A 19,017-nucleotide genomic window follows, 5' to 3' on the forward strand; every position below is an offset into this window, starting at 1 on the left:
CCTTCGACGGCATCGGCGACTCGGAGGGCAAGATAGCGCGTTTGGGGGTAGGAGAAAATTAAACAATATCAGGAGGAGATATGACACCACGGACTAACATCGATAAACTTATTATGATTTCTGTTCAGGGAAAAGTTGCACATCCCGAACACACAGGCAGACACGGCTTCGACGCCGAAGGCAAGCCATTTTTGGTGGTTGGAACAGGCGGTATAACATACAATGTTCACCTTGGCGACCCCGCATTCGGCTGGGCAGCAGATCACCTTGAACCATCAGTTTCCGCTATAGCTGACCAGAAAGAAAGAAATAACCGAATAAATGCTGCGTTCAACTATTATGCATGCACTGGTAATGAAGCCATAGTAGTAAGCGGCGATGCAAAAGGCGAAAAAGGCGTTGTAGTCGGGCACCACGGCGGTGGCGAAAGAGTTATAATAGAGTTCCCGGAAAGCACTATGGAGAAGATGACTATCGAGGACAAAATCCTCATAAAAGGTTTCGGGCAGGGATTAAAGTTTCTCGATTACCCACAGATATGCACATACAACCTTGACCCGCGGATAATTCCTGCGTGGGGCATCGAGGACACTGGAGACGGCATACTGGTCCCCGTGGCAGCAGAGGTCCCAGGAGAACTTATGGGCAGCGGGATCGGCTCAACTGATATGGGAAAAAGCGATTACGACATAATGACCGCCGATAAAGACTACATAAAAGAGCTCGGTTTGGACAAACTACGCTTCGGGGACTTCGTCGCGATAAAAAACCACGATAACCGCTACGGCAGGTCGTTCAGACGCGGGGCGGTAACTATCGGAATAGTTATTCACGGTGACTGCCTCTGGGCAGGACACGGTCCCGGTGTTACTACGCTTATCTCCGCCGTCGAGCCAGGTCTTATAAAATACAAAATAACAGAGCGTGCCAATCTCGGCGCAATCCTCGGCATAGGAAGATTCGGAAAGTAAAATTGAGTCATTCCTAATGGGAAAAATTCTTGAAATCAACTGTGTAACCAAGACATTCGGCAAAACAGTTGCTGTCGATAACCTTAGTTTGACTCTCGACGAAGGCGAAATTTTCGGCTTCCTTGGACCCAACGGTGCTGGCAAAACCACCACCATAAAGATGATAGCTGGACTCCTAAGACCTGATAGGGGCACAATCCTTATCAACGGATACGACATAGTGAAACAGCCTACTGAAGCGAAAAAATTCATAGGCTACATTCCGGACAATCCTTACATATACGACAAGCTAACGGGACGTGAGTTCCTTGAGCTCGTTGGTTCACTTTACAGGATGGACAAAAAAACCATATCCGAGCGCATAGAGCGCCTTTTCGAGATTTTCGGCATCGAGGAGTGGGGGGATTCTTTAGCATCCGAGTATTCCCATGGCATGCGGCAAAAAATAATAATGTCATCGGCGATAATTCACGACCCAAAACTATTGATAATCGACGAACCGATGGTGGGGCTTGACCCACAAAGCCAAAGGCTCGTTAAGCGCATAATGCACATGCTCGCTGAACGCGGCACGACGATATTCATGTCCACGCACACTCTATCAGTCGCCGAGGATGTATGCACGAGGTTGGGGATAATCCATAAAGGAAAGCTTCTCGCCATGGGCACACTTGACGAGCTTCGCCAAAAAGCCGATATCGCCGGGAAGACTCTCGAGGACATGTTTGTCGCTCTTACGGGCGAGGAAAACAAGATAAGTCTTTGGGAATAAACCCTATTGATGCAAAGATACGGCGCAAAGTTCGTTAACGCTCCTCTGCTCGTTTTATCAGTAGCATTCGCAGCTGGAATACTTTGCGGACAATGGATTGAAAAGCCACAGACAGCGTTAATTCTGAGTGGATTTATATTTTTAGTCGCCATCCTTTCCGTCGCATGCAAAAACGATAAATTGAGGAACTTCGCTATCCTATCAGCTTTTATAGGAGCTGGCGCTGTTAGAGCCTTCGTTTTCAATGTTCCCCGGCAGGACGACTGGACGAAATTTGAAAGAATAAGCAAGCTAAAAGGCGAAATCGTAAAAATAGGGCAAACCAGCGAGGGCTTAAAATGGGCTGATGTAAAGGTGCTATCGTTAATAGCTGGCAGCAAAAAACATGTCGCCAGTGGAAAAATCCGAATCTACATAAGAGGCTGGTCGGAAATTCATTGCAACGACTTGATAATAATAAGCGGCGCGCCGCGGAAATTGCCGCGCGAAAACGAGCTTAATTTCTTCACCTCAAGCTTTGTCAAAACGCTTACGAAAAATAAGATAAGAGGCACAATGTGGATTAAAGGAGATGCGCTCAAAGTTGTCGGGGTAAGCGAATTCCCGATATACCGCGTATTCGAGAGAATAAGAACATTTCTTAGAAGGGGGATAAAGTCCACTCTTCCTGAGAACGAGGCAGCACTGCTTGCGGGAATATTTCTCGGAGACAAAAGCGAACTTCCCGCAGATATACGCTCAATGTTTTCAAATACAGGCGTTATACATGTTATGGCAGTATCTGGACTTCATGTCGGCATTGTGGCGGGCATGCTTTGGTTTCTTTTAAAGAGACTCAAGCTCAGAAATTCCCTACGAGCTTTAATGACCATTGCTATGCTTTTTATTTATTGTTTTCTCGTGGGTTTTAAACCATCGGTGGTTCGTGCTACCGTTATGTCCGCTTTTATACTCTCGTCACACATTTTCAAGCGTCGCCCCAATTCGTTCAATGCTCTTGGTGCCGCTGCACTGTTGATACTTGCTATTAATCCCAACCAGCTTACGAACATCGGGTTCCAGCTATCCTTCACAGCGGCAGGAGGAATACTTTACTTCTATCCCCGATTAGCAAACCTGCTTTCCGAAAAGCTTCCAAAAACAAAATTAGGAAAAATCCTTTCGCTTCTTTTGCTTACCGTAGCCGTGCAACTTGGCACTGCACCTTTAGTAGCGTATTTCTTCCACAAATTTCAGTTTATAGCACCTGTTGCCAATCTGTTCGTCGTGCCTGCAGTAGGAATAGGGCTGTGGTTGGCATTCGCAGCAAGTCTCTTCCTTTGGCTTATACCCTTTGTCGGCATCGTTGTCCTCAAGCTCGACTCCATCATAATGAGCTACATACTTTTCGTCGTAAAGTTTTTCGATAGATTTCGCTATTCGTATGTTCCCATAAGCCATCCTAATGCTATAAGTATTCTGGGAGCATACATTTTATTTCTCGGGTTGCTCAACATCCCGTATCGTCGCTGGGGAAAGCACGCAAGCCTCCTCGGCACAACACTTCTCGCAATCCCAATTTTGACCGCACATGAGCCGTGCAATAACATAGTAATGCCCCTTGGCAAGGACATGTATGCTGCATATTTCGAGACGAAAGATGGCAAAACCGCTCTATTCATCGATTGCGGCCGTAGTGATTTTGAGTTCACGATTAAGCCGCTACTTCTTGCGCGCGGTCACAAAAGCGTTGATGTTCTCGTGATACCTGCCACGAGGAAAACGCTTAAAAGTGCGGAAGAAATAATTAACGCCCTGCATCCAAAAACTATATTCATCTCCTATGCATTTCCCGACGAATGGCTGAAACCGAACGAACCACAAAAGAGCGACTTCATATCAGCAAGATTCGTTTCGCCAAAAAACGCTATCATCGAGTTCTGCGGCAAACGGATTTTTATTTTGCTCGCCCCGATGGACTCGCCCGTGGACAGCGTTGACATACTGGTAGTTGACTTCCCTGAGGAGCTTTTTGACACAGGCACCCATAGCTTTCCGCACTCAACAATAAGAATCCTTGGAGAGCGCGCGAGAGGCTGCTGGCACACTATTTCGCGTGTTGGGCGTATTAATCTTCACAATGGCGCTGTATGGTTCAAAATATGCAATGGCGAAATATCAATAAAAAGACCATGGGAAAAACGATTTCATAGTTTTTAAGAATAATGTTATAATATACTAATGGTTCCTGTAAACCTTAAATTAACTAATTTCAGAAGTTTTGGTTCCACCACAAATGTTCCCCTCGATTTCGCTTCTGTGTTCTGCATAGTGGGTCCCAACGGTGCGGGTAAGTCGACAATAATTGAGGCGATGCTCTGGGCACTGTTCGGTGTATCGCGTGAAGGCAGACAAAAGTGGACCAATGTTATGCGCAAAGGAGCGCGATTCGTCGAGGTCGAATTCGAATTCAGGATTGAAAACGAAGGGTACAAGGTTATAAGGCGATACGACGGCAGAAAACACCTTGATGTTTTCGGGCTTAGCAATGGCAGAAGGTATTCTTTGACCACCAGCCGAAGATTAAGCGATGCGCAGAGAAAGCTCGAAGAACTTTTGGGCACCAACTACGATGGACTTGTGAGTGCGTCAGTCTTCGTTCAAAATGAAGCCGGGCGGTTCTCCAAGCTAACACCGAGCAGAAGGCGGGAACTTCTCGCAAAGCTTTTCGGAATAGAGGTATTCCAGAAAATAAGGGATAGAGCATCGCTTAGGGTAAGGGAATTGTCAGCCGTGCGCACAGCCAACCAGCACGAACTGGAAGGCATAAATGAGCAACTCTCGCAAATTCCTGACCCGACAGACGAAATAGCCATTATCGAAAAAGAATTGGAACATACCAAAAGCAAAATAGACGAGAAATTAGCTGAACTCGGGAAAACTCAGGAAAGAAAAGCTTTTATCCAAGCAAGAATAGAAAACCTGAACAAGAAAAAGGACGAGCTTCTTTCGATAAAGACCGAGATAGAAAACCTCATTAAAGAGCAGGAAAAATTAAGGTTAAAAGCTTCCCAGATTAAGAGCATTTTATCGAATGAACGCGAAATAAGAGAGCAATTTGAAAGCCTTAAAAAGCTTGAGGACGAGGAGTCAAAACTTTCTGAGAAACTTGCCCACCAAACATACCTTCAAGAGCGGCTCGGTGAACTTCAACAAAGGCTCTCAAAGTTACAGAAAGACAAAGCGAAACAAATAGGAATGCTGAGTGGAAAAATAAAGCAATTAAGGAATTTCCTCATTCAAACTGGGGAAGAGTTAGAATCATACAATTCCCTGTCGGCGGAGGCTGAGAAATTTGAGGATGCCAAAAAACTTGTGGCAACGCTTGAGCAGAAGAAGGCTGAATACGACAAAATCTCAAGCGCTATCTCCTCTGTTCGCATGCGTATAGACGCCGAGCGGGAAGCTATCATGAACCAGATCAAAACTCTCGAGCAAGAAATAAGCGAACTAACGACCGAAACGAGCAAAATGTGTAAGCTGAAAACCGAACTCGATAAAGTCAAACAGAAACTGATGCACACCAAAAATATACAGAAAAGAATCGACGAACTTGAGGGTGAAAACGCACAGGCGAAGCTAAGAATCCAAACTCTGGAACAAGCAAAAGCGGAACTTAGCTCGCGCATAAGGAAAGTAAGCGAGCAACTAACATTTCTTTTTGAATCGGATGTTCCACGATGTCCACTCTGCGGCTCGGAGTTAACTTATGAGCACAAAAACGAAGTAACAAAGCAGCTCGAGAGTGAAAAGCAAAAATTAGCGGAAAAGCTTGAGGGCACGCAAAAGGAAATAGAAAAAATTAAGGAGCAATTAGTAAAAACAGAGCATGAACTCGAGAACCTAAACTGCACAAAACCCGACGAGAACGCTTTGGAGAACGAGCGCAAAAGACTCGAGGCTGAACTGGCAAGGCTGTCTCAGGTGGAACTGGAAATTAAGAGAAGAAGCGAGAAACTCGTGAACCTTAAGGAAAAAATTGCCACCGACGCATATGCGCAAAAGTGGCGGGATGAGCTGAAAAATTTGGAAAGAAACCTTTTGGAACTCGATTTCAGCCACGAAAGTTTTCTTGAAGCCAAAAGCATGCTCGACGAACTGGAACCGAAATACATAAAATTTCAGGAGTTAAGGCGACTTCAGCAACAGAGCAAAACAACCAAAGCTGAGCTGGAAAAGCTTAAAAAACGGCTTGAAGAACTCAAATCAGCAGAGGTTGGAGCACAAATTTCCGAACAAATAGAAAAAATAACAAGTGAACTTGACGCACTCGGATACGACCGAAATCGCCATCTTCTGGTGAGAAAGAGAATAGCAACGCTCGAACCTGTAAAAAAGAAGATATACGAACTCGAACAGGCGAAGAAAAATTTGCCCGAGGCTATGGAGGCTATCGAAAGGGTAAAATCGCAGATCTCCGAGAAGCGAAAGCGTTTAAAGCATGTTTCCGAGGAAATATCGAATATCGAGCCACTAAAAAGGGAACTCAACGAGCTCGAGGCTTATTCAGAGGCTATAAATAAGCGCATTGAGGAGCTTAGACGACGCAAGGACGAGCTATCAGAACGCTTGACGAAACTTGTCTCCATAAAATCGGTTCGTGAGGAACTTCTAAAGCGAAAAGCGAGATTAAGAAGTGTGATAAGGGAAACTGGCTCCAAGGAGAAGATTTACTCGGCATTAGCGGAGATTTGCGGACCGCTTGGCATCCAAGATTGGCTTCTAAGGCGCTATCTTTCGGCTATAGAATCGGACGCTAATGACATTCTCGGGCTTCTTACTGATGGCGAACTTTCGGTAAGGCTCGTTCCTGAGGGAACCGAGAAACTGGCGGTAAGGATTTCGGACCATCTTGGAGAGAGACCATATGAGTCATACAGCGGTGGCGAGGAATTCAGGATAGACTTTGCCCTGCGGCTTGCGCTCTCAAGGACACTCGCGCAGCGAAGCGGTTTCCCATTAAGGACCCTCATCATCGACGAGGGCTTTGGCTCACAGGACGAACAGGGACTTCAGAAACTTATTGATGCGATATTCGATGTATCGTCCGAATTCGAGAAAATAATAGTTATATCACATCTTCCACAGCTTAAAAACTCTTTCCCCGCCAGGCTTGAGGTCGAAAAGACAGCTGAAGGTTCGAAAGTTCGAGTTTTCGCGTAAGAAACTGGGCGGCAAATATTAATTTGTTCTTCAAGGTTTTTTCGGCTAAATTTGGATGAAAGAGCAACATCAAATGGAGGTAATATGCCCCAGAAGAGCAACGATTCCCGCGATGACCGTGCGGCAATGGTTATAAAAATCGGTGGCGAGGAAAGAGTCATAACTTTCGAAGAACTCGCACTATCGAACAATCTTACGCTTGAGGTGCTGGTCAGGATACTGGTGGAAAAAGGCGTTTTCACACCTGATGAGTTCATGCAGAAGCTGGCACAAGTGGAAAAAGAGCAAAAAAGAAAGGAATGAGCAAAAAGGAGCAGAGCAAAAAGAACACATCAAGCCTGAACTCAACGAATCAGAATGGGCAAGAGACTTTCGAAAACGCGGATCTAACCCTCGACGAAATCAAAAAACTTCTGCCAGCAAAATGGACTGCCCATCCCGCAGCAGACAACCCAAAAAAGAGCATCATCACGATAATAATCCTGATAGCTGCAGGCATAGCCTCGGCATGGTACATGAATTCCCTTTGGTGGGGAATATTTGCCGTGGGCATTCTTTTTCTTGGACTATCGCGATATTTTCTTCCGACCGAATACTCAATCGATATGGCAGGAATAAGGGAGCGGTTTCTCGGACACGAAAGGGTTTCGAGCTGGCGGAATTTTGGGCGGGCAAAAAGAGCAGGTAAATTCATTCTTCTATCGCCATACGAGAAGCCCTCAATCCTCGATAGATTCAGAGGCTGGAACATTTATGTGCCCGATGAGAAAATTGCAGATTTAATTGTATCTTTAGTCAAAATGGCTAATTCCAAAAGTTGATTACAATTATACTTTATTTGTGTTATATTTTTTCTTGATTATATATTAAAATAGGCGGAATAATTCTTTGTATTTCATTGTTATTTAACGATTTTCAGGAAATATATTTTCAAAAATTTTAAATTTTTTCTTGACATCAAAATCCCACTTAATTATGATACAGTTAGACATTATTTGTCTTAATGTATTATGTTTCAAATGCCGGGACATACATTGGAAACGAAGTCTCAAATCATTCAGGCTGCGAAAACGCTTTTTAAGGAGCGGAACATTATAGGCGTCACCATGGCGCAGATAGCGGAAGTAGCAAGGCTTGGGCGAGCAACCATTTACCGTTACTTCCGATCGAAAGAAGAAATACTCGCAGAAGTTCTGCAAAATGAATCCGAAAACATAATGCGACGGCTTATCGAGATAACCAAGGGCGCAAAAACAGCTTCTGAAAAGCTAAAGCGATACGCAGTAGCACGAACTGAAGCTGTACAGGAATTCATGGAGATATACCGAAAAAGTCTTCAAACGAGAAACCTATTCTCGCCCCGAATAATCAATGTTTTCGATAACCTTTTGAGCAAAGAGCTCGAGCTTTTGAAGTCGATTTTTGAGGAGGGAATAAGGACTGGAGAATTCGGTGCATTCGACGCCGAAACAGCGGCTGAGGGTATTATAGCAGCACTTTGCGGTATGGAAGCTATAGAATTTTTTGGAAAGCTTCCCAAGCAATGGCCAAAGAAAACTGAAAAGTTCCTTGAACTGATAATAAATGGAATGAAATCTCTAAAAAAGGGGAGGGTTGAAAATGAGGAAGCAAATGAAGATGTTGCTAATTAAAAGTGTGGAGAAGGCTGCAGCGGCCGGTCTTTGGAAACCAATGTTCCCTGTTATCGAGAGGTACCTCAAAAAACTACTAATAGAGCAAGGTTCCAAAGAGCTGTTTTCGGAGAGGGAGCGGGAGGACCGATTCTATGCAGCGCTGGGACTTATCAAGGGGGTCCTACTGGCGTATACGAATGCTTCAAAGGCAATTAAAAGACAGTTAAGAAGAAATTTCGAGAATGCTGTTCTCCATTACGAAGAAACACAGGACAAGATTCGAGCCTATAGAGAAAAGTATGGTGTAGACCCGCCGTATTTCTTAACTATATCTCCCACAGCAATATGTAATCTTAATTGTCCCGATTGCTACGCAAAGAGCACACCTAAAACTCAAATCTCGCTTACAGCCGACGAGGTTGATTGGCTCCTTAAAGCTAACAAAGAAGAATGGGGAAATTGGTTCGTAGTCATATCTGGTGGAGAGCCATTCATGTGGCGTGACGGCGATATCGACCTTATTGAGATGGCAAAAAGGCATCAGGACCAGTTCTTCCTCGTTTACACCAATGGAACTCTCATAAATGAAAAGACCGCCAAGCGACTTGCCGAGGTGGGTAACATAACCCCTGCAATATCAGTAGAAGGGATGCGAGAGAAAACGGATGCGAGAAGAGGTAAGGGTGTGTTTGATAAAATCCTTGCTGCCATGCGAAGGTTGAGGGAACACGGAGTCCCATTCGGGATTTCCGTTACCGCTACTCCTGTGAATTACAGAGAAATCCTCTCGGATGAGTTCCTCGATTTCTTCTTTAATGAGATGGGAACATACTACATGTGGGTATTCCAGTACATGCCTATAGGACGCGGGATAACTGTTCTTCGACAAGTTTCGCCCGAAGCAAGGTTCTGGATGTGGAAGACGATGCACGAACAAATAAGAAAACGAAAAATATTCATCGGCGACTTCTGGAATTCAGGCACATTCTCACATGGGTGCATAGCAGGCGCTCGTAGTGGTGGATATTTTTATGTCGACTGGAAAGGTAATATCTATCCCTGCGTTTTCGTGCCGTTCTACAAGGACAACATAAGGGACATAAGAGCAAAAGGACTATCTTTATCCGATGCGATAAATTCTGACTTCTTCAAAGCTATACGAGACTGGCAGTACAAATATTCATATTTTGTGCCGGCAGATAGGAAAGGCAATGAGTTACTTCCATGCTTCATTCGTGACAACCACAAAGTAGCACATGAGATATTCGTCAAATATAATGCCAAGGCTTATGATGAGGAGAGCCAACAGATAATTCTCGATCCGCTGTACTACGAGCAGATGCTAAAATACAACGAGGAATGCAGGAAGATATTCGACCCAATATGGGAAAAACTCTACAGACCAGCTGAGGTAAAGGAAAAAGAGGTATCACTGGCTTAAAATAGCTTTTAAAAACTGAGCAAGGGGGTTGTGGGAATGGGGAGGAGAGCAGTTATAATAATTTTATTGCACACGCTGTTTTTGCTCAGACACAATACAGTTGTAGATTTTATTAATTTTCCCGCTTGTAGTTCGGAAAGAAATATCGATACCGCCTATAACCACGAGCTTGAGTGGGTGCCCAAATTAAGTCCTACCATAAGCCCTATGGTTGTTATTATGTCCGATGTCAGCCCGAAGCTCAATCCAGTTTTCAGCGAGTGCCTCATAAAACTCAAACTTGAATTAGCATGAAAATCAACATTACCATCATGCAGCTATTGACAATTAACCATCAAAAAGCATGGCTTTCAAGCTCTATTAGCAAAGGCTTTTTCCTTAATGAGCTTACTTTTAAAATCGAAAACCCAATAATGTTTCCATCCTCATCAACCTTTTCCATAACAGCTTCGTTCTCTGTTTCCCGAAAATACCCCTTTTTCTGTTCAAACAAAACCTCAAGGTAATCCGCTTCCTTATCATACCAAATTTTAATTACTTTCTTTCCCATAATATTTCGCCTCTTTTTACCTTATTTGTGAAATATGCAGTTATAATAAATATATCATCAATCCTCATTTTTACAACAACGCATAAATATTTCTCAGATACTGGTGTAACAGGATAAAATTTGTAATACAAATTAACCTCAGGGTCAACATTTGACTTCACTATTATATCAGGATTTAGCAGTGTATCACCGATTTTGGCTATCTGACCGGACATTTCAGGATGGTCAACTTCAATATGCCTCTTTCTCTCATCAGTCAGCCTAATAAGGCGGTTATTAATATCCTTAAATAGCATCAAACAATAAAAGCATGCTTTTACCGTGAAAACTGTCTCTCGAACTCCTGGACAAAAGTTTTGTAAATCCCCTCGTTTCTCAGAACTATTCTTATCTCCCTTATGTTCTCGGCGTCAAGAAGGCTGTCTATTATGCCGTCTATAATGCTTTTTGCAGCTTCATGGGCAGGAAACTTGGCGACATCGGTGCCCAAGGCGGGCACAGATATTGACGCTAATCCAAGCTCATCTGACTTCCTGACAAGGCTTATAACACCTTCTTTTATGTTGTCATAAGATGTTTTTATGTCCTGCCCCATTATGACAACATGCATGAGAAACTTAGCGTTAAGCCCACCACCGTCTGTAACAACCACACTCCCTATAGGAGCTGGTCCCTGCTTCATAGCGAGAGTTTCCACATCCTCACCCGCTTTCTGCTTGACAGCATTGGCTATAGTTCCGCTCATCCACAACCTATCGTTGGCAGCTATAGCTATAGCATCGGTATCCTGCTCGGATACATCGCCCATAAGTATTCTTACCCTCGCCCTTCCTATGTGAAACATTTTCTCGCCCAATTTATGCTATTGTGATTCTTTCTCGATTCTTGAACGCACGATCATAGCATCACCGTAACCAAGATACCGTAGCTTTTTCTTTAATGCCATAGCGTCCTCGTTATTAACAAAGTTGCCGACCCTCACTTTATAATACGGCGGGTCGAACTCTATGTAAACTTTTTCCTCGATTTTATTTCGCAATCTTTTTGCGAACTTTTCCGCTTCGGCTTTCTCGAATGTGGAGAACACCTGCACTCTGAATCCCCATACCTCTCCACCTTCAGCAACAGCACTTGAAACCTTTTTCGCGATTGTCTCAGCTGACGAGGATACTTTTTGCTGTTTTTTAGGCGGCGACTTCTGCTTCACCACAACCGGCGGGAATTCACGCGCGCCAATAGGCAAAGTATATTTCGCCGTTTTTTGCCTTATCCTACCCTGCGCTGAGTAACACCCGAGGGGCATTATCGCCACAAAAACGAGAAGCATTATATAAGCTAACTTTTCTCTCATACTCTTTTTAAAGGTATTTTTTGAATTTCTCATCTTCTTTGAGTTTGCTAATCAATTCTCTCATCTGCGGGATTCTCGTCTTATTAAGAACCAGCGTTATGTCATCCATCCTCACAATAACGAGGTCAGAAACGCCGAATGTTGCTATAAGTCCTGGCGAATCGTTGAAAATGGTGCTTTCGTATGTCTCAAGAATGAGGAAATCTCCGTCCCCAGCCACAACATTACCGAACTTATCGCTTTTGAGGACTCGTTCCATAGCGCCCCAACTTCCCACATCGTCCCAGTAGAACTTTCCCCATATAACGGCTACATTCTTCGTTTTCTCAAGTATAGCGTAATCAATGCTTGTTGAAGGAGCCCTTTCGAAAGCCTCCCTAAGTATATCCTCTGCCTCAGGACTGCCAAAGTTATCAATGTATTTTTCCATGTCATTAGCGAGCTGAGGAAGATACACCTTAGCCTCTTCAAGAATTCTTCCAGCACGCATTATGAAATTTCCGCTGTTCCAAAGGTATTCGCCCGAAAGGTAAAATTCCTGTGCCTTGACCTTGTCGGGTTTTTCCTTGAAGTTTTTGACCTCATAACATTGTGCATCGTTAAGCTCGAGAAGTTTTTCGCCGACCTGAATGTATCCATAGGCGGTTTCGGCGCGAGTAGGTTCTATGCCCATCAGAATAAGGCGGTCGGTCTTTATTACTGCCTCTTTAGCAGCTCTTAAGACGGAAAGAAATGTGCTTTGGGGTTCTATGTAGTGGTCGGAGGCCAAGACGAACATTATCCCATCGCCATATTTTGCCACAATGTTCGCAGCAGCAAGACATATAGCAGGTGCAGTATTTTTCCCCATGGGTTCTATTATATAGTTTTCCTCGGGGAATTCGGGATGCTGCTCTTTTATAAGCTTTGCGAGTTCACCACCAGTAACGATGAATGTCCGTTCCATCGGCACGAGGGGCAGAGTCCGCTCGATGGTTTCCTTAAGCATGGTTCTATTCGATATAAGTTTGAGAAGTTGCTTGGGACGATTCGCCCTGCTTAGAGGCCAAAATCGCTCGCCCCTTCCGCCCGCAAGCACAACAACGAAATCCTCCATTTTTCCTCCTTTAACTTCAAATAACTTACCAGAAACAAACAATCTTGTCAAACTATTATTGAAAGCGAGGTTTCCAGAATCTTAGCTCAAGATTTTTCGGCAAGATTTTTCTCCCAGCCCTTGAATACCACTACTATAAAATCGGCGATAAAATCCACCACTTTTCGCGCGTATTCTTTTGCTTTTTCAAGGTCAAACATGGGCATTCCTTCACCGGGCTTGTAAAGTATTATCGGTCCTGCTGCGGGATACACATATGTTCCTGCCCGGAACTGATACGGTATTACATCCTTGCAAAGCTCCGGCTTCACGAGCTCCGGTTTTGCGGCGAGCACCATAGCTGTCTCGTCAAGTCCTGCATGGCCACCAGCTTCCCCGAAAAATTCTCTCGTCATGGGCTCAACGAGCTCCCACCAGTGAATTATAATGGTTTTCCCTCCCGTTTTCCTCCAGACCTCAATGGCGAGCTTTTTTAGCTCATCTATGTGGCCTCCATGCCCGTTAATAATCACGAGCTTCTTGAACCCAGCACGGAAAAGACTTTCCATAACATCGCCGACATAACGGATGAAGGAATCCTGGGATACTGTCATCGAACCAGGATAAGGCAGAAGCGAACGGGTTATCCCATAGTTTATTGTTGGCGCTATGAGCGCGTTAATTTTTCCTGCTATCTCCCGCGCTATAAACTCAGGTATCGTTATATCGGTTCCCAAGTTTGTGCAACCATGCGCCTCTATGGTGCCAATAGGAAGTATTGCCGTATCCACCTTGCGGGGCACCAGCTCGCTGAACTCTTTATATGTCAGCTCGCAAATGTTAACGGACATGATATCCTCCTTTTCTCGGCTAATTTAAAATACATCCGAGTTTCAAAACGGAGAATAAAATTATTCGTTCAGACGAGAAAACTCAAGATATTGTTACCCCCGTCGAATCTATCCTATGATTGATTTTTCTGGCTTTCAACTTCCAAGAAATAGGGGATTTGTTAGGGGATTGGATGGTGGAGAGTTTGAATCGCGGGGACCGCGGGAAAACGGGGACCGCTGAAGCTGAGGTAAAAGATATATTGCGGAGATCGCGGGAAAAAGGGGACCGTGGAGGTTGAGGTAAAAGATTTATTACGGTGCTGCGGGAAAAAGGGGACAGCGGAGGGTTGAGGTGAGAAAATAAATCGCGGATAGCGCGGAAAAGCGCTGGGGTAAGCCCTACGAAATGACTGGCAAACATTACTTTGAATCTCGTCAGGACTTTTTCCTTGCAACATAGCCTATAACGAGTAAAATTGTCATAAGGAGGTATAGGAGGCGCGATGTTACCGAAAGAACTGTTGGACATGCTTGTTTGTCCCAAGTGCAAAGGCGAACTTGAATATCAAACTGAACCTGAAGAGGTGCTTATCTGCAGAAAATGCAAGCTTGTTTACGAGGTTAGGGACGGGATACCAATAATGTTGCCCGACGAGGCAAAACCATTAAAGGATTAATCTGGAGGTGAAAGTGAACGACGAGCTTGCTGCACGGATGGCAGCTCGACATTTAAAGCTTTCTCAATTTTGTGGATTCGACCTTATAAACCTCGATTTAAAGTCGGAGGATAAAGAGGGAGTTCTGCGGGAGCTGGCTGCTCTTCTCGCGCGGTCTCCCAACATAGAAAGCGAGGAGGATGCTTATAACGCCCTTCTTGAGCGAGAAAAACTCGCAAGCACTGGTATGGGACTTGGCGTAGCAGTCCCTCACGGTAAATCAAGCAAGTGCAAGGCGTTAACCATAGCATTCGGAAGGTCTATAAAAGGGGTTGATTTCGACGCTCTGGATGGAAGTCCAGTTCATCTTTTCTTCGCAGTTCTCGTGCCCATCTCATCCGTGCACCTGCATCTACAAATTCTTGCGAGCTTATCACTTCTCCTACGCGACGAGAAAAATCGTGAAAAACTGATGAACGCACAGTTCCCGCAGGAGGTCCTCGACCTGCTTGATGGGAAAGCGTAACCCTTAAAATGGCAAGAAAATCCGCTGAATCAATAGGTTTTAGCACATGGATAATAACCATTGTCGTTGCCGTCCTTCTGGCTATATCCCCACAAAGCTTTAAAGATGGACTATCATCGATAGTCAGAGACAGCTTGTTCGGTCCATTCGTATGGATTGACAAACAATACGACATCTTGCGGGACAACTTCTCAAGGTATTTGAAGCTTTACAGCGAACTCGGCAAAACAAAAATGGAACTACAGGTTCTTCGCGAGGCAAAAGTGGAGAACGAGCGACTACGAAAACTTCTCGATTTTCAGCAACGCTCTGATTTCAGGCTGATACTTTGTGAGATTATCGGAGCAAACCCGCCCCATTTCCCATCTGAATTAATAATAGCGAGAAGCTCGCTTGAGGATATAAGCAAAAATTGTCCCGTCGTTTCACCCGAGGGCCTCGTAGGACAGGTATCATCTATCTCAAAAGGAACAGCAATAGTAAAAACTATACTTAATCCGTCAATCCGCATATCAGCCATAGACCAGCGAAGCCGCGTAAAAGGTATTGTGTATTCGAAGGATGGGCGGACGCTTATTTTCGCGCAGGTCCCGAAAGATGAGGATGTTATCGCAGGGGACAGAATAGTAACTTCGGGTTTGGGCGGAATATATCCCAAAGGCATTCTTATCGGAAAAGTGGTGAGCGCGCTTAATCCGCCTGAAACCATGTTCAAAAGAATAATCGTTGAGCCAGCAGTCGAAATGGATAAGCTCGAAGAGGTGTTCGTGGTAGTAGGGCTTAGAGCACAAGAAACACCTGAGGACACTGTTTCCGCTGCAGAAATTAAATCCCATTAAAAACATAAAGCATAAGGAAGATAACATGAAAATGATCAGATGGAACGATGTCCCGATAGCCGAAAATCCTCACGGCGTGGACGCCCGAAAGCTTTACGACACGAAAAACGCTGCGCTTTCTGATGATAAAAGTTCCGCGCCCGACCAAACCCACCAAGCTGCTTTGATGCTTTAAGGAACCACCAGCTCGTGCAATGAACAATCAAATCCTTTGAAAACAGACTGTTACCAATTAAATTTCTTGTGAACCAACAAATTTCCAACGGAGGTCAAAATGGTAAACATCAAAAAGATTTTAATACCCACAGATTTTTCGGAGAACTCAAAGATAGCGCTGCCGTTCGCTGTGGACCTCGCAAGAAAATATGGCGCTGAGCTTCATATCCTTCATGTTTTCGACGAGCAACTTTTAACCCCAATATTTTACGAGGTCGGCGGAGACCCGAAAAAATACTTTGAAAAACTCAGGAACGAATTCGACGCTGCAGTCAACAGTTTCCTCTCGGGAATTGATACCAATGGCATTAAAATAACATCGCACATAACCAGCGGCACCCCATTCGTCGAGATAATACGCTACGCCCGCGAAAAGGGCATAGACCTTATAGTAATGGGAACTCACGGACGAAGCGGAATCGCACACATGTTTCTCGGAAGCGTTACGGAAAAAGTCCTGAGGAAAGCCGAATGCCCCGTTATGGTGATAAGAAACCCAGAACTAAAATTCGAAAAGCCCTAAAAAGAACTCACAACGGCAAAAGCCTCACACAAAAAGTTTTCGAAGTAAAAGCTAAGAAGCTTTAATCTCCAAAGAGGAGGGCAATAACATGAAACCAGAATTGGAAGTCGTGCCCATCAAATTTCCCGAGGGGTGCAATATTATTTTCGGCACGACACACTTCATAAAAAGCGTTGAGGACATTCACGAGCTTATGGTCAACTGCATTGCCGATTCCAAGTTCGGGCTTGCATTCTCGGAAGCATCAGCAGAAAGGCTTGTCCGAACAAGCGGAACTGATGAGGAACTAATAAAAATCGCTGCGGAAAACATCATGCGAATAGGATGTGGTCATTCATTTCTTGTTATAATACGCGGCTCGTATCCGATAAATTATCTTCCAAGGCTCAAAGATGTGCCTGAAGTCGTCAACATACACTGTGCCACCGCTAATCCCGTTGAGGTTATAGTTGCTCGCACCGACCAAGGTGGAGCGGTCCTTGGGGTCGTGGATGGATTCCCGCCAGTAGGTATAGAAGATGAGGAAGCCAAGAAAGTCAGACATGATTTCCTTAGAAAAATCGGCTACAAACTTTAAACCTGACGGAGCGGAAATGAAAAGAAAAATCGCTATAGTTCAGGGGAGCAAAAGCGACGATAGACTTGGTGACATTTGCGCTGATGTTCTCGAAAAGTACGGCATCGAATTTGAACGGTTCGTCATATCCGCTCACCGTGACCCTGAAAAACTTGAGGAATTCTGCCACGAAGCAGATAAAGAATTTAGTGTTATTATCGCTATAGCCGGGCTTTCCGCGGCACTCCCGGGGATTATAGCCTCGCGAACAACACTCCCGGTTATAGGCGTTCCCGCCGATGCAGGTCCACTTAACGGAGTGGATGCTCTGCTCTCGATAGCGCAAATGCCCTCCGGGGTTCCCGTTGCCACTATGGGAATAGGTTCGTCGGGGGCTAAAAATGCAGCTCATCTTGCAGCGAGAATAATCTCAGTGTGGGGGTTTTAAAATCAGAATTAATAAATTAGTTTAAGTAAGAATTGCCCTGAAAAAAACAACTCCTGATGTCCCTAAATCAAATCTACTAATTTTTATTTTTACTTGACAAATTGAAGCCTCAAATTTGATTAGATTAATAAAATATTGTTAGGTAAGTCTATCATTTATAGAGCAGGCTAAAATTTATAATGAGGAGGTGAGTAAGAATGAATTTCACATAGTCAATTTGTAAAAATAGCTCTTACAGCTAACTAACAATCTATTTTGAGGTATGTTTCTTTGGGAAATGGAATTAATGGAATGGAAAATCTGTTGATAGCAAAACTAAAAGGAGGAAGGATGAGAAACATATTGATCGTGCTTTTCGTGAGTATATTTATGTTTTCGATAGCCGGGAACACTTTTGCGGAAATGATTGTCGGGTGCCCTCACGATGTTGGCAAGGGTAAATTCAAAATTCGGGGTAGAATAGCGTATATAAAAGCTTCAAAATGCTATTCTGATGAAGTATGGAAGGCGCTCCACGGCAATTCGCCATACTCGAAGAATTATGATAAAATGGTGGATTTGCCCGATGGTTGGCATCAGAAGATATCAAAAATTAATGTGGGATTGGAGTATGGGATTATCGACAGGTTAAGCGTGGGAGTTTTTATCCCATATGCGATGAAAGAGCTAAAGAGGCAAGTATGGTCGAAGAAAGCGAATAAAACTGTGTGGAAGGAAGTTGAGGATAACGGTCTTGAAGATATTTGGCTCTCGGCTAAATATCTGCTATATTCAAAATCCCCTGGTTTGCTGGGTTTTGACTGGAAGGATGGTCTTTTCATTGCCTTTAGTTACAAACCCTCTATCAGTTCCGATGAGAAGATAAAAAATGGTATAGGAAGCGGAACAAATGATTTCAAAGCTGTGATTCTCTCTCATCCTCACTTTACCGAAAACTTCTTCCTCTGCAGCGATGTGTGGTATCAATACAGGGGAAAGGTTAAAGAGATAGATAGCTTCGCCAAGTCTGGCTGGGACCTTGGAGATAAATTTGGATATAGATTTTTCTTTGGGTACGAATTTCCCAACCGCAAATTCACTGTAATTGGTGGTCCGCAGGGATGGCTCGCCGGGATTAACAAAGACAAGGATGGAAAAAAGATTGAAGACAGTAATATGTATTCTCATGGAATAGTGGTAAAGTTCCGTTGGCAACCATTTGGGGATGAGGATGCAGGGTCTATAGACCTTGGTATAAGGATACTTTATGCGAATAAGACTGCCTTTGCTCCTGCTTTTATGCCGACTATTTGTGGAAGAATAAAATTTTGATGAAAAAACATAGCGAATACCATACAACGGCGGGTTTACTAAACAGATAGATTTGTCAGGGGAAAATTTTTCCGAAATAGTCTTGACTTTTGCTTTTATCGGGTATATATTAC

At 44.1% G+C, this 19,017-nt stretch carries 23 protein-coding genes; 17 read left to right on the top strand and 6 right to left on the bottom strand.

From position 1 onward, the window contains the following. Positions 1-80: 80 nt before the first annotated feature. From J7J62_04280 to J7J62_04320, 9 genes are all read left to right on the top strand, one after another. Complete coding sequence (locus J7J62_04280) at positions 81-971, top strand: DUF4438 domain-containing protein (GenBank protein ID MCD6124372.1); 891 nt, start codon at positions 81-83, stop codon at positions 969-971. Between the two features lie 16 nt (positions 972-987). Continuing rightward, on the top strand, positions 988-1,743 hold the full coding sequence (locus tag J7J62_04285; protein ID MCD6124373.1) for an ABC transporter ATP-binding protein: 756 nt from the start codon (positions 988-990) through the stop codon (positions 1,741-1,743). A gap of 9 nt (positions 1,744-1,752) precedes the next feature. Next, positions 1,753-3,942, top strand: coding sequence for a ComEC/Rec2 family competence protein (locus J7J62_04290; protein MCD6124374.1), 2,190 nt, complete (start codon positions 1,753-1,755; stop codon positions 3,940-3,942). 21 nt (positions 3,943-3,963) lie between these two features. After that, positions 3,964-6,945 (top strand): SMC family ATPase, encoded by a 2,982-nt coding sequence (locus J7J62_04295; protein ID MCD6124375.1) that lies wholly within the window; start codon positions 3,964-3,966, stop codon positions 6,943-6,945. A gap of 84 nt (positions 6,946-7,029) precedes the next feature. Then, positions 7,030-7,248, top strand: coding sequence for a hypothetical protein (locus J7J62_04300; protein MCD6124376.1), 219 nt, complete (start codon positions 7,030-7,032; stop codon positions 7,246-7,248). After that, a complete protein-coding gene (locus tag J7J62_04305) occupies positions 7,245-7,766 on the top strand; it encodes a hypothetical protein (protein MCD6124377.1) in 522 nt (173 codons plus the stop codon). Before J7J62_04300 ends, J7J62_04305 begins: the two co-directional genes overlap by 4 nt. A 189-nt stretch (positions 7,767-7,955) precedes the next feature. Next, complete coding sequence (locus J7J62_04310; GenBank protein MCD6124378.1) at positions 7,956-8,597, top strand: TetR/AcrR family transcriptional regulator; 642 nt, start codon at positions 7,956-7,958, stop codon at positions 8,595-8,597. Further along, positions 8,566-10,020: a radical SAM protein gene (locus J7J62_04315; GenBank protein ID MCD6124379.1), complete on the top strand. Its 1,455-nt coding sequence runs from the start codon at positions 8,566-8,568 to the stop codon at positions 10,018-10,020. Before J7J62_04310 ends, J7J62_04315 begins: the two co-directional genes overlap by 32 nt. Before the next feature lie 36 nt (positions 10,021-10,056). Next, positions 10,057-10,314, top strand: coding sequence for a hypothetical protein (locus tag J7J62_04320; GenBank protein MCD6124380.1), 258 nt, complete (start codon positions 10,057-10,059; stop codon positions 10,312-10,314). A gap of 40 nt (positions 10,315-10,354) precedes the next feature. On the opposite strand, the gene J7J62_04325 is transcribed toward J7J62_04320, so the two are convergent. From J7J62_04325 to J7J62_04350, 6 genes are all read right to left on the bottom strand, one after another. Continuing rightward, a complete protein-coding gene (locus tag J7J62_04325) occupies positions 10,355-10,570 on the bottom strand; it encodes a DUF2283 domain-containing protein (GenBank protein ID MCD6124381.1) in 216 nt (71 codons plus the stop codon). After that, complete coding sequence (locus J7J62_04330) at positions 10,555-10,869, bottom strand: hypothetical protein (GenBank protein ID MCD6124382.1); 315 nt, start codon at positions 10,867-10,869, stop codon at positions 10,555-10,557. Before J7J62_04330 ends, J7J62_04325 begins: the two co-directional genes overlap by 16 nt. A gap of 17 nt (positions 10,870-10,886) precedes the next feature. Continuing rightward, a complete protein-coding gene (locus tag J7J62_04335) occupies positions 10,887-11,414 on the bottom strand; it encodes a macro domain-containing protein (protein MCD6124383.1) in 528 nt (175 codons plus the stop codon). 18 nt (positions 11,415-11,432) lie between these two features. Next, positions 11,433-11,921: an SPOR domain-containing protein gene (locus tag J7J62_04340; protein ID MCD6124384.1), complete on the bottom strand. Its 489-nt coding sequence runs from the start codon at positions 11,919-11,921 to the stop codon at positions 11,433-11,435. 7 nt (positions 11,922-11,928) lie between these two features. Continuing rightward, positions 11,929-13,017: a mannose-1-phosphate guanylyltransferase gene (locus J7J62_04345; GenBank protein ID MCD6124385.1), complete on the bottom strand. Its 1,089-nt coding sequence runs from the start codon at positions 13,015-13,017 to the stop codon at positions 11,929-11,931. A gap of 86 nt (positions 13,018-13,103) precedes the next feature. Continuing rightward, positions 13,104-13,847: a creatininase family protein gene (locus J7J62_04350; GenBank protein MCD6124386.1), complete on the bottom strand. Its 744-nt coding sequence runs from the start codon at positions 13,845-13,847 to the stop codon at positions 13,104-13,106. A 485-nt stretch (positions 13,848-14,332) separates the two neighbouring features. Here J7J62_04350 and J7J62_04355 point away from each other — a divergent pair, with 485 nt between their 5' ends. From J7J62_04355 to J7J62_04390, 8 genes are all read left to right on the top strand, one after another. Then, a complete protein-coding gene (locus tag J7J62_04355; protein MCD6124387.1) occupies positions 14,333-14,506 on the top strand; it encodes a Trm112 family protein in 174 nt (57 codons plus the stop codon). A gap of 13 nt (positions 14,507-14,519) precedes the next feature. Then, positions 14,520-15,011, top strand: a complete 492-nt coding sequence (locus tag J7J62_04360; protein ID MCD6124388.1) for a PTS sugar transporter subunit IIA — start codon at positions 14,520-14,522, stop codon at positions 15,009-15,011. A gap of 8 nt (positions 15,012-15,019) precedes the next feature. After that, positions 15,020-15,850 (top strand): rod shape-determining protein MreC, encoded by an 831-nt coding sequence (mreC, locus tag J7J62_04365; protein ID MCD6124389.1) that lies wholly within the window; start codon positions 15,020-15,022, stop codon positions 15,848-15,850. A gap of 25 nt (positions 15,851-15,875) precedes the next feature. Continuing rightward, positions 15,876-16,025: a hypothetical protein gene (locus tag J7J62_04370; protein ID MCD6124390.1), complete on the top strand. Its 150-nt coding sequence runs from the start codon at positions 15,876-15,878 to the stop codon at positions 16,023-16,025. Between the two features lie 99 nt (positions 16,026-16,124). Continuing rightward, complete coding sequence (locus tag J7J62_04375; GenBank protein MCD6124391.1) at positions 16,125-16,589, top strand: universal stress protein; 465 nt, start codon at positions 16,125-16,127, stop codon at positions 16,587-16,589. An 88-nt stretch (positions 16,590-16,677) separates the two neighbouring features. Next, on the top strand, positions 16,678-17,166 hold the full coding sequence (locus tag J7J62_04380; protein ID MCD6124392.1) for an adenosine-specific kinase: 489 nt from the start codon (positions 16,678-16,680) through the stop codon (positions 17,164-17,166). A gap of 16 nt (positions 17,167-17,182) precedes the next feature. Beyond that, on the top strand, positions 17,183-17,593 hold the full coding sequence (locus J7J62_04385; GenBank protein ID MCD6124393.1) for an AIR carboxylase family protein: 411 nt from the start codon (positions 17,183-17,185) through the stop codon (positions 17,591-17,593). A 330-nt stretch (positions 17,594-17,923) separates the two neighbouring features. Then, the gene (locus J7J62_04390; GenBank protein ID MCD6124394.1) at positions 17,924-18,904 is read left to right on the top strand and encodes a hypothetical protein; all 981 of its coding nucleotides are present in this window, start codon (positions 17,924-17,926) and stop codon (positions 18,902-18,904) included. Positions 18,905-19,017 lie beyond the last annotated feature (113 nt).

Source organism: bacterium, assembly GCA_021159335.1.
Classification (GTDB): Bacteria; UBP14; UBA6098; order B30-G16; family B30-G16; genus JAGGRZ01.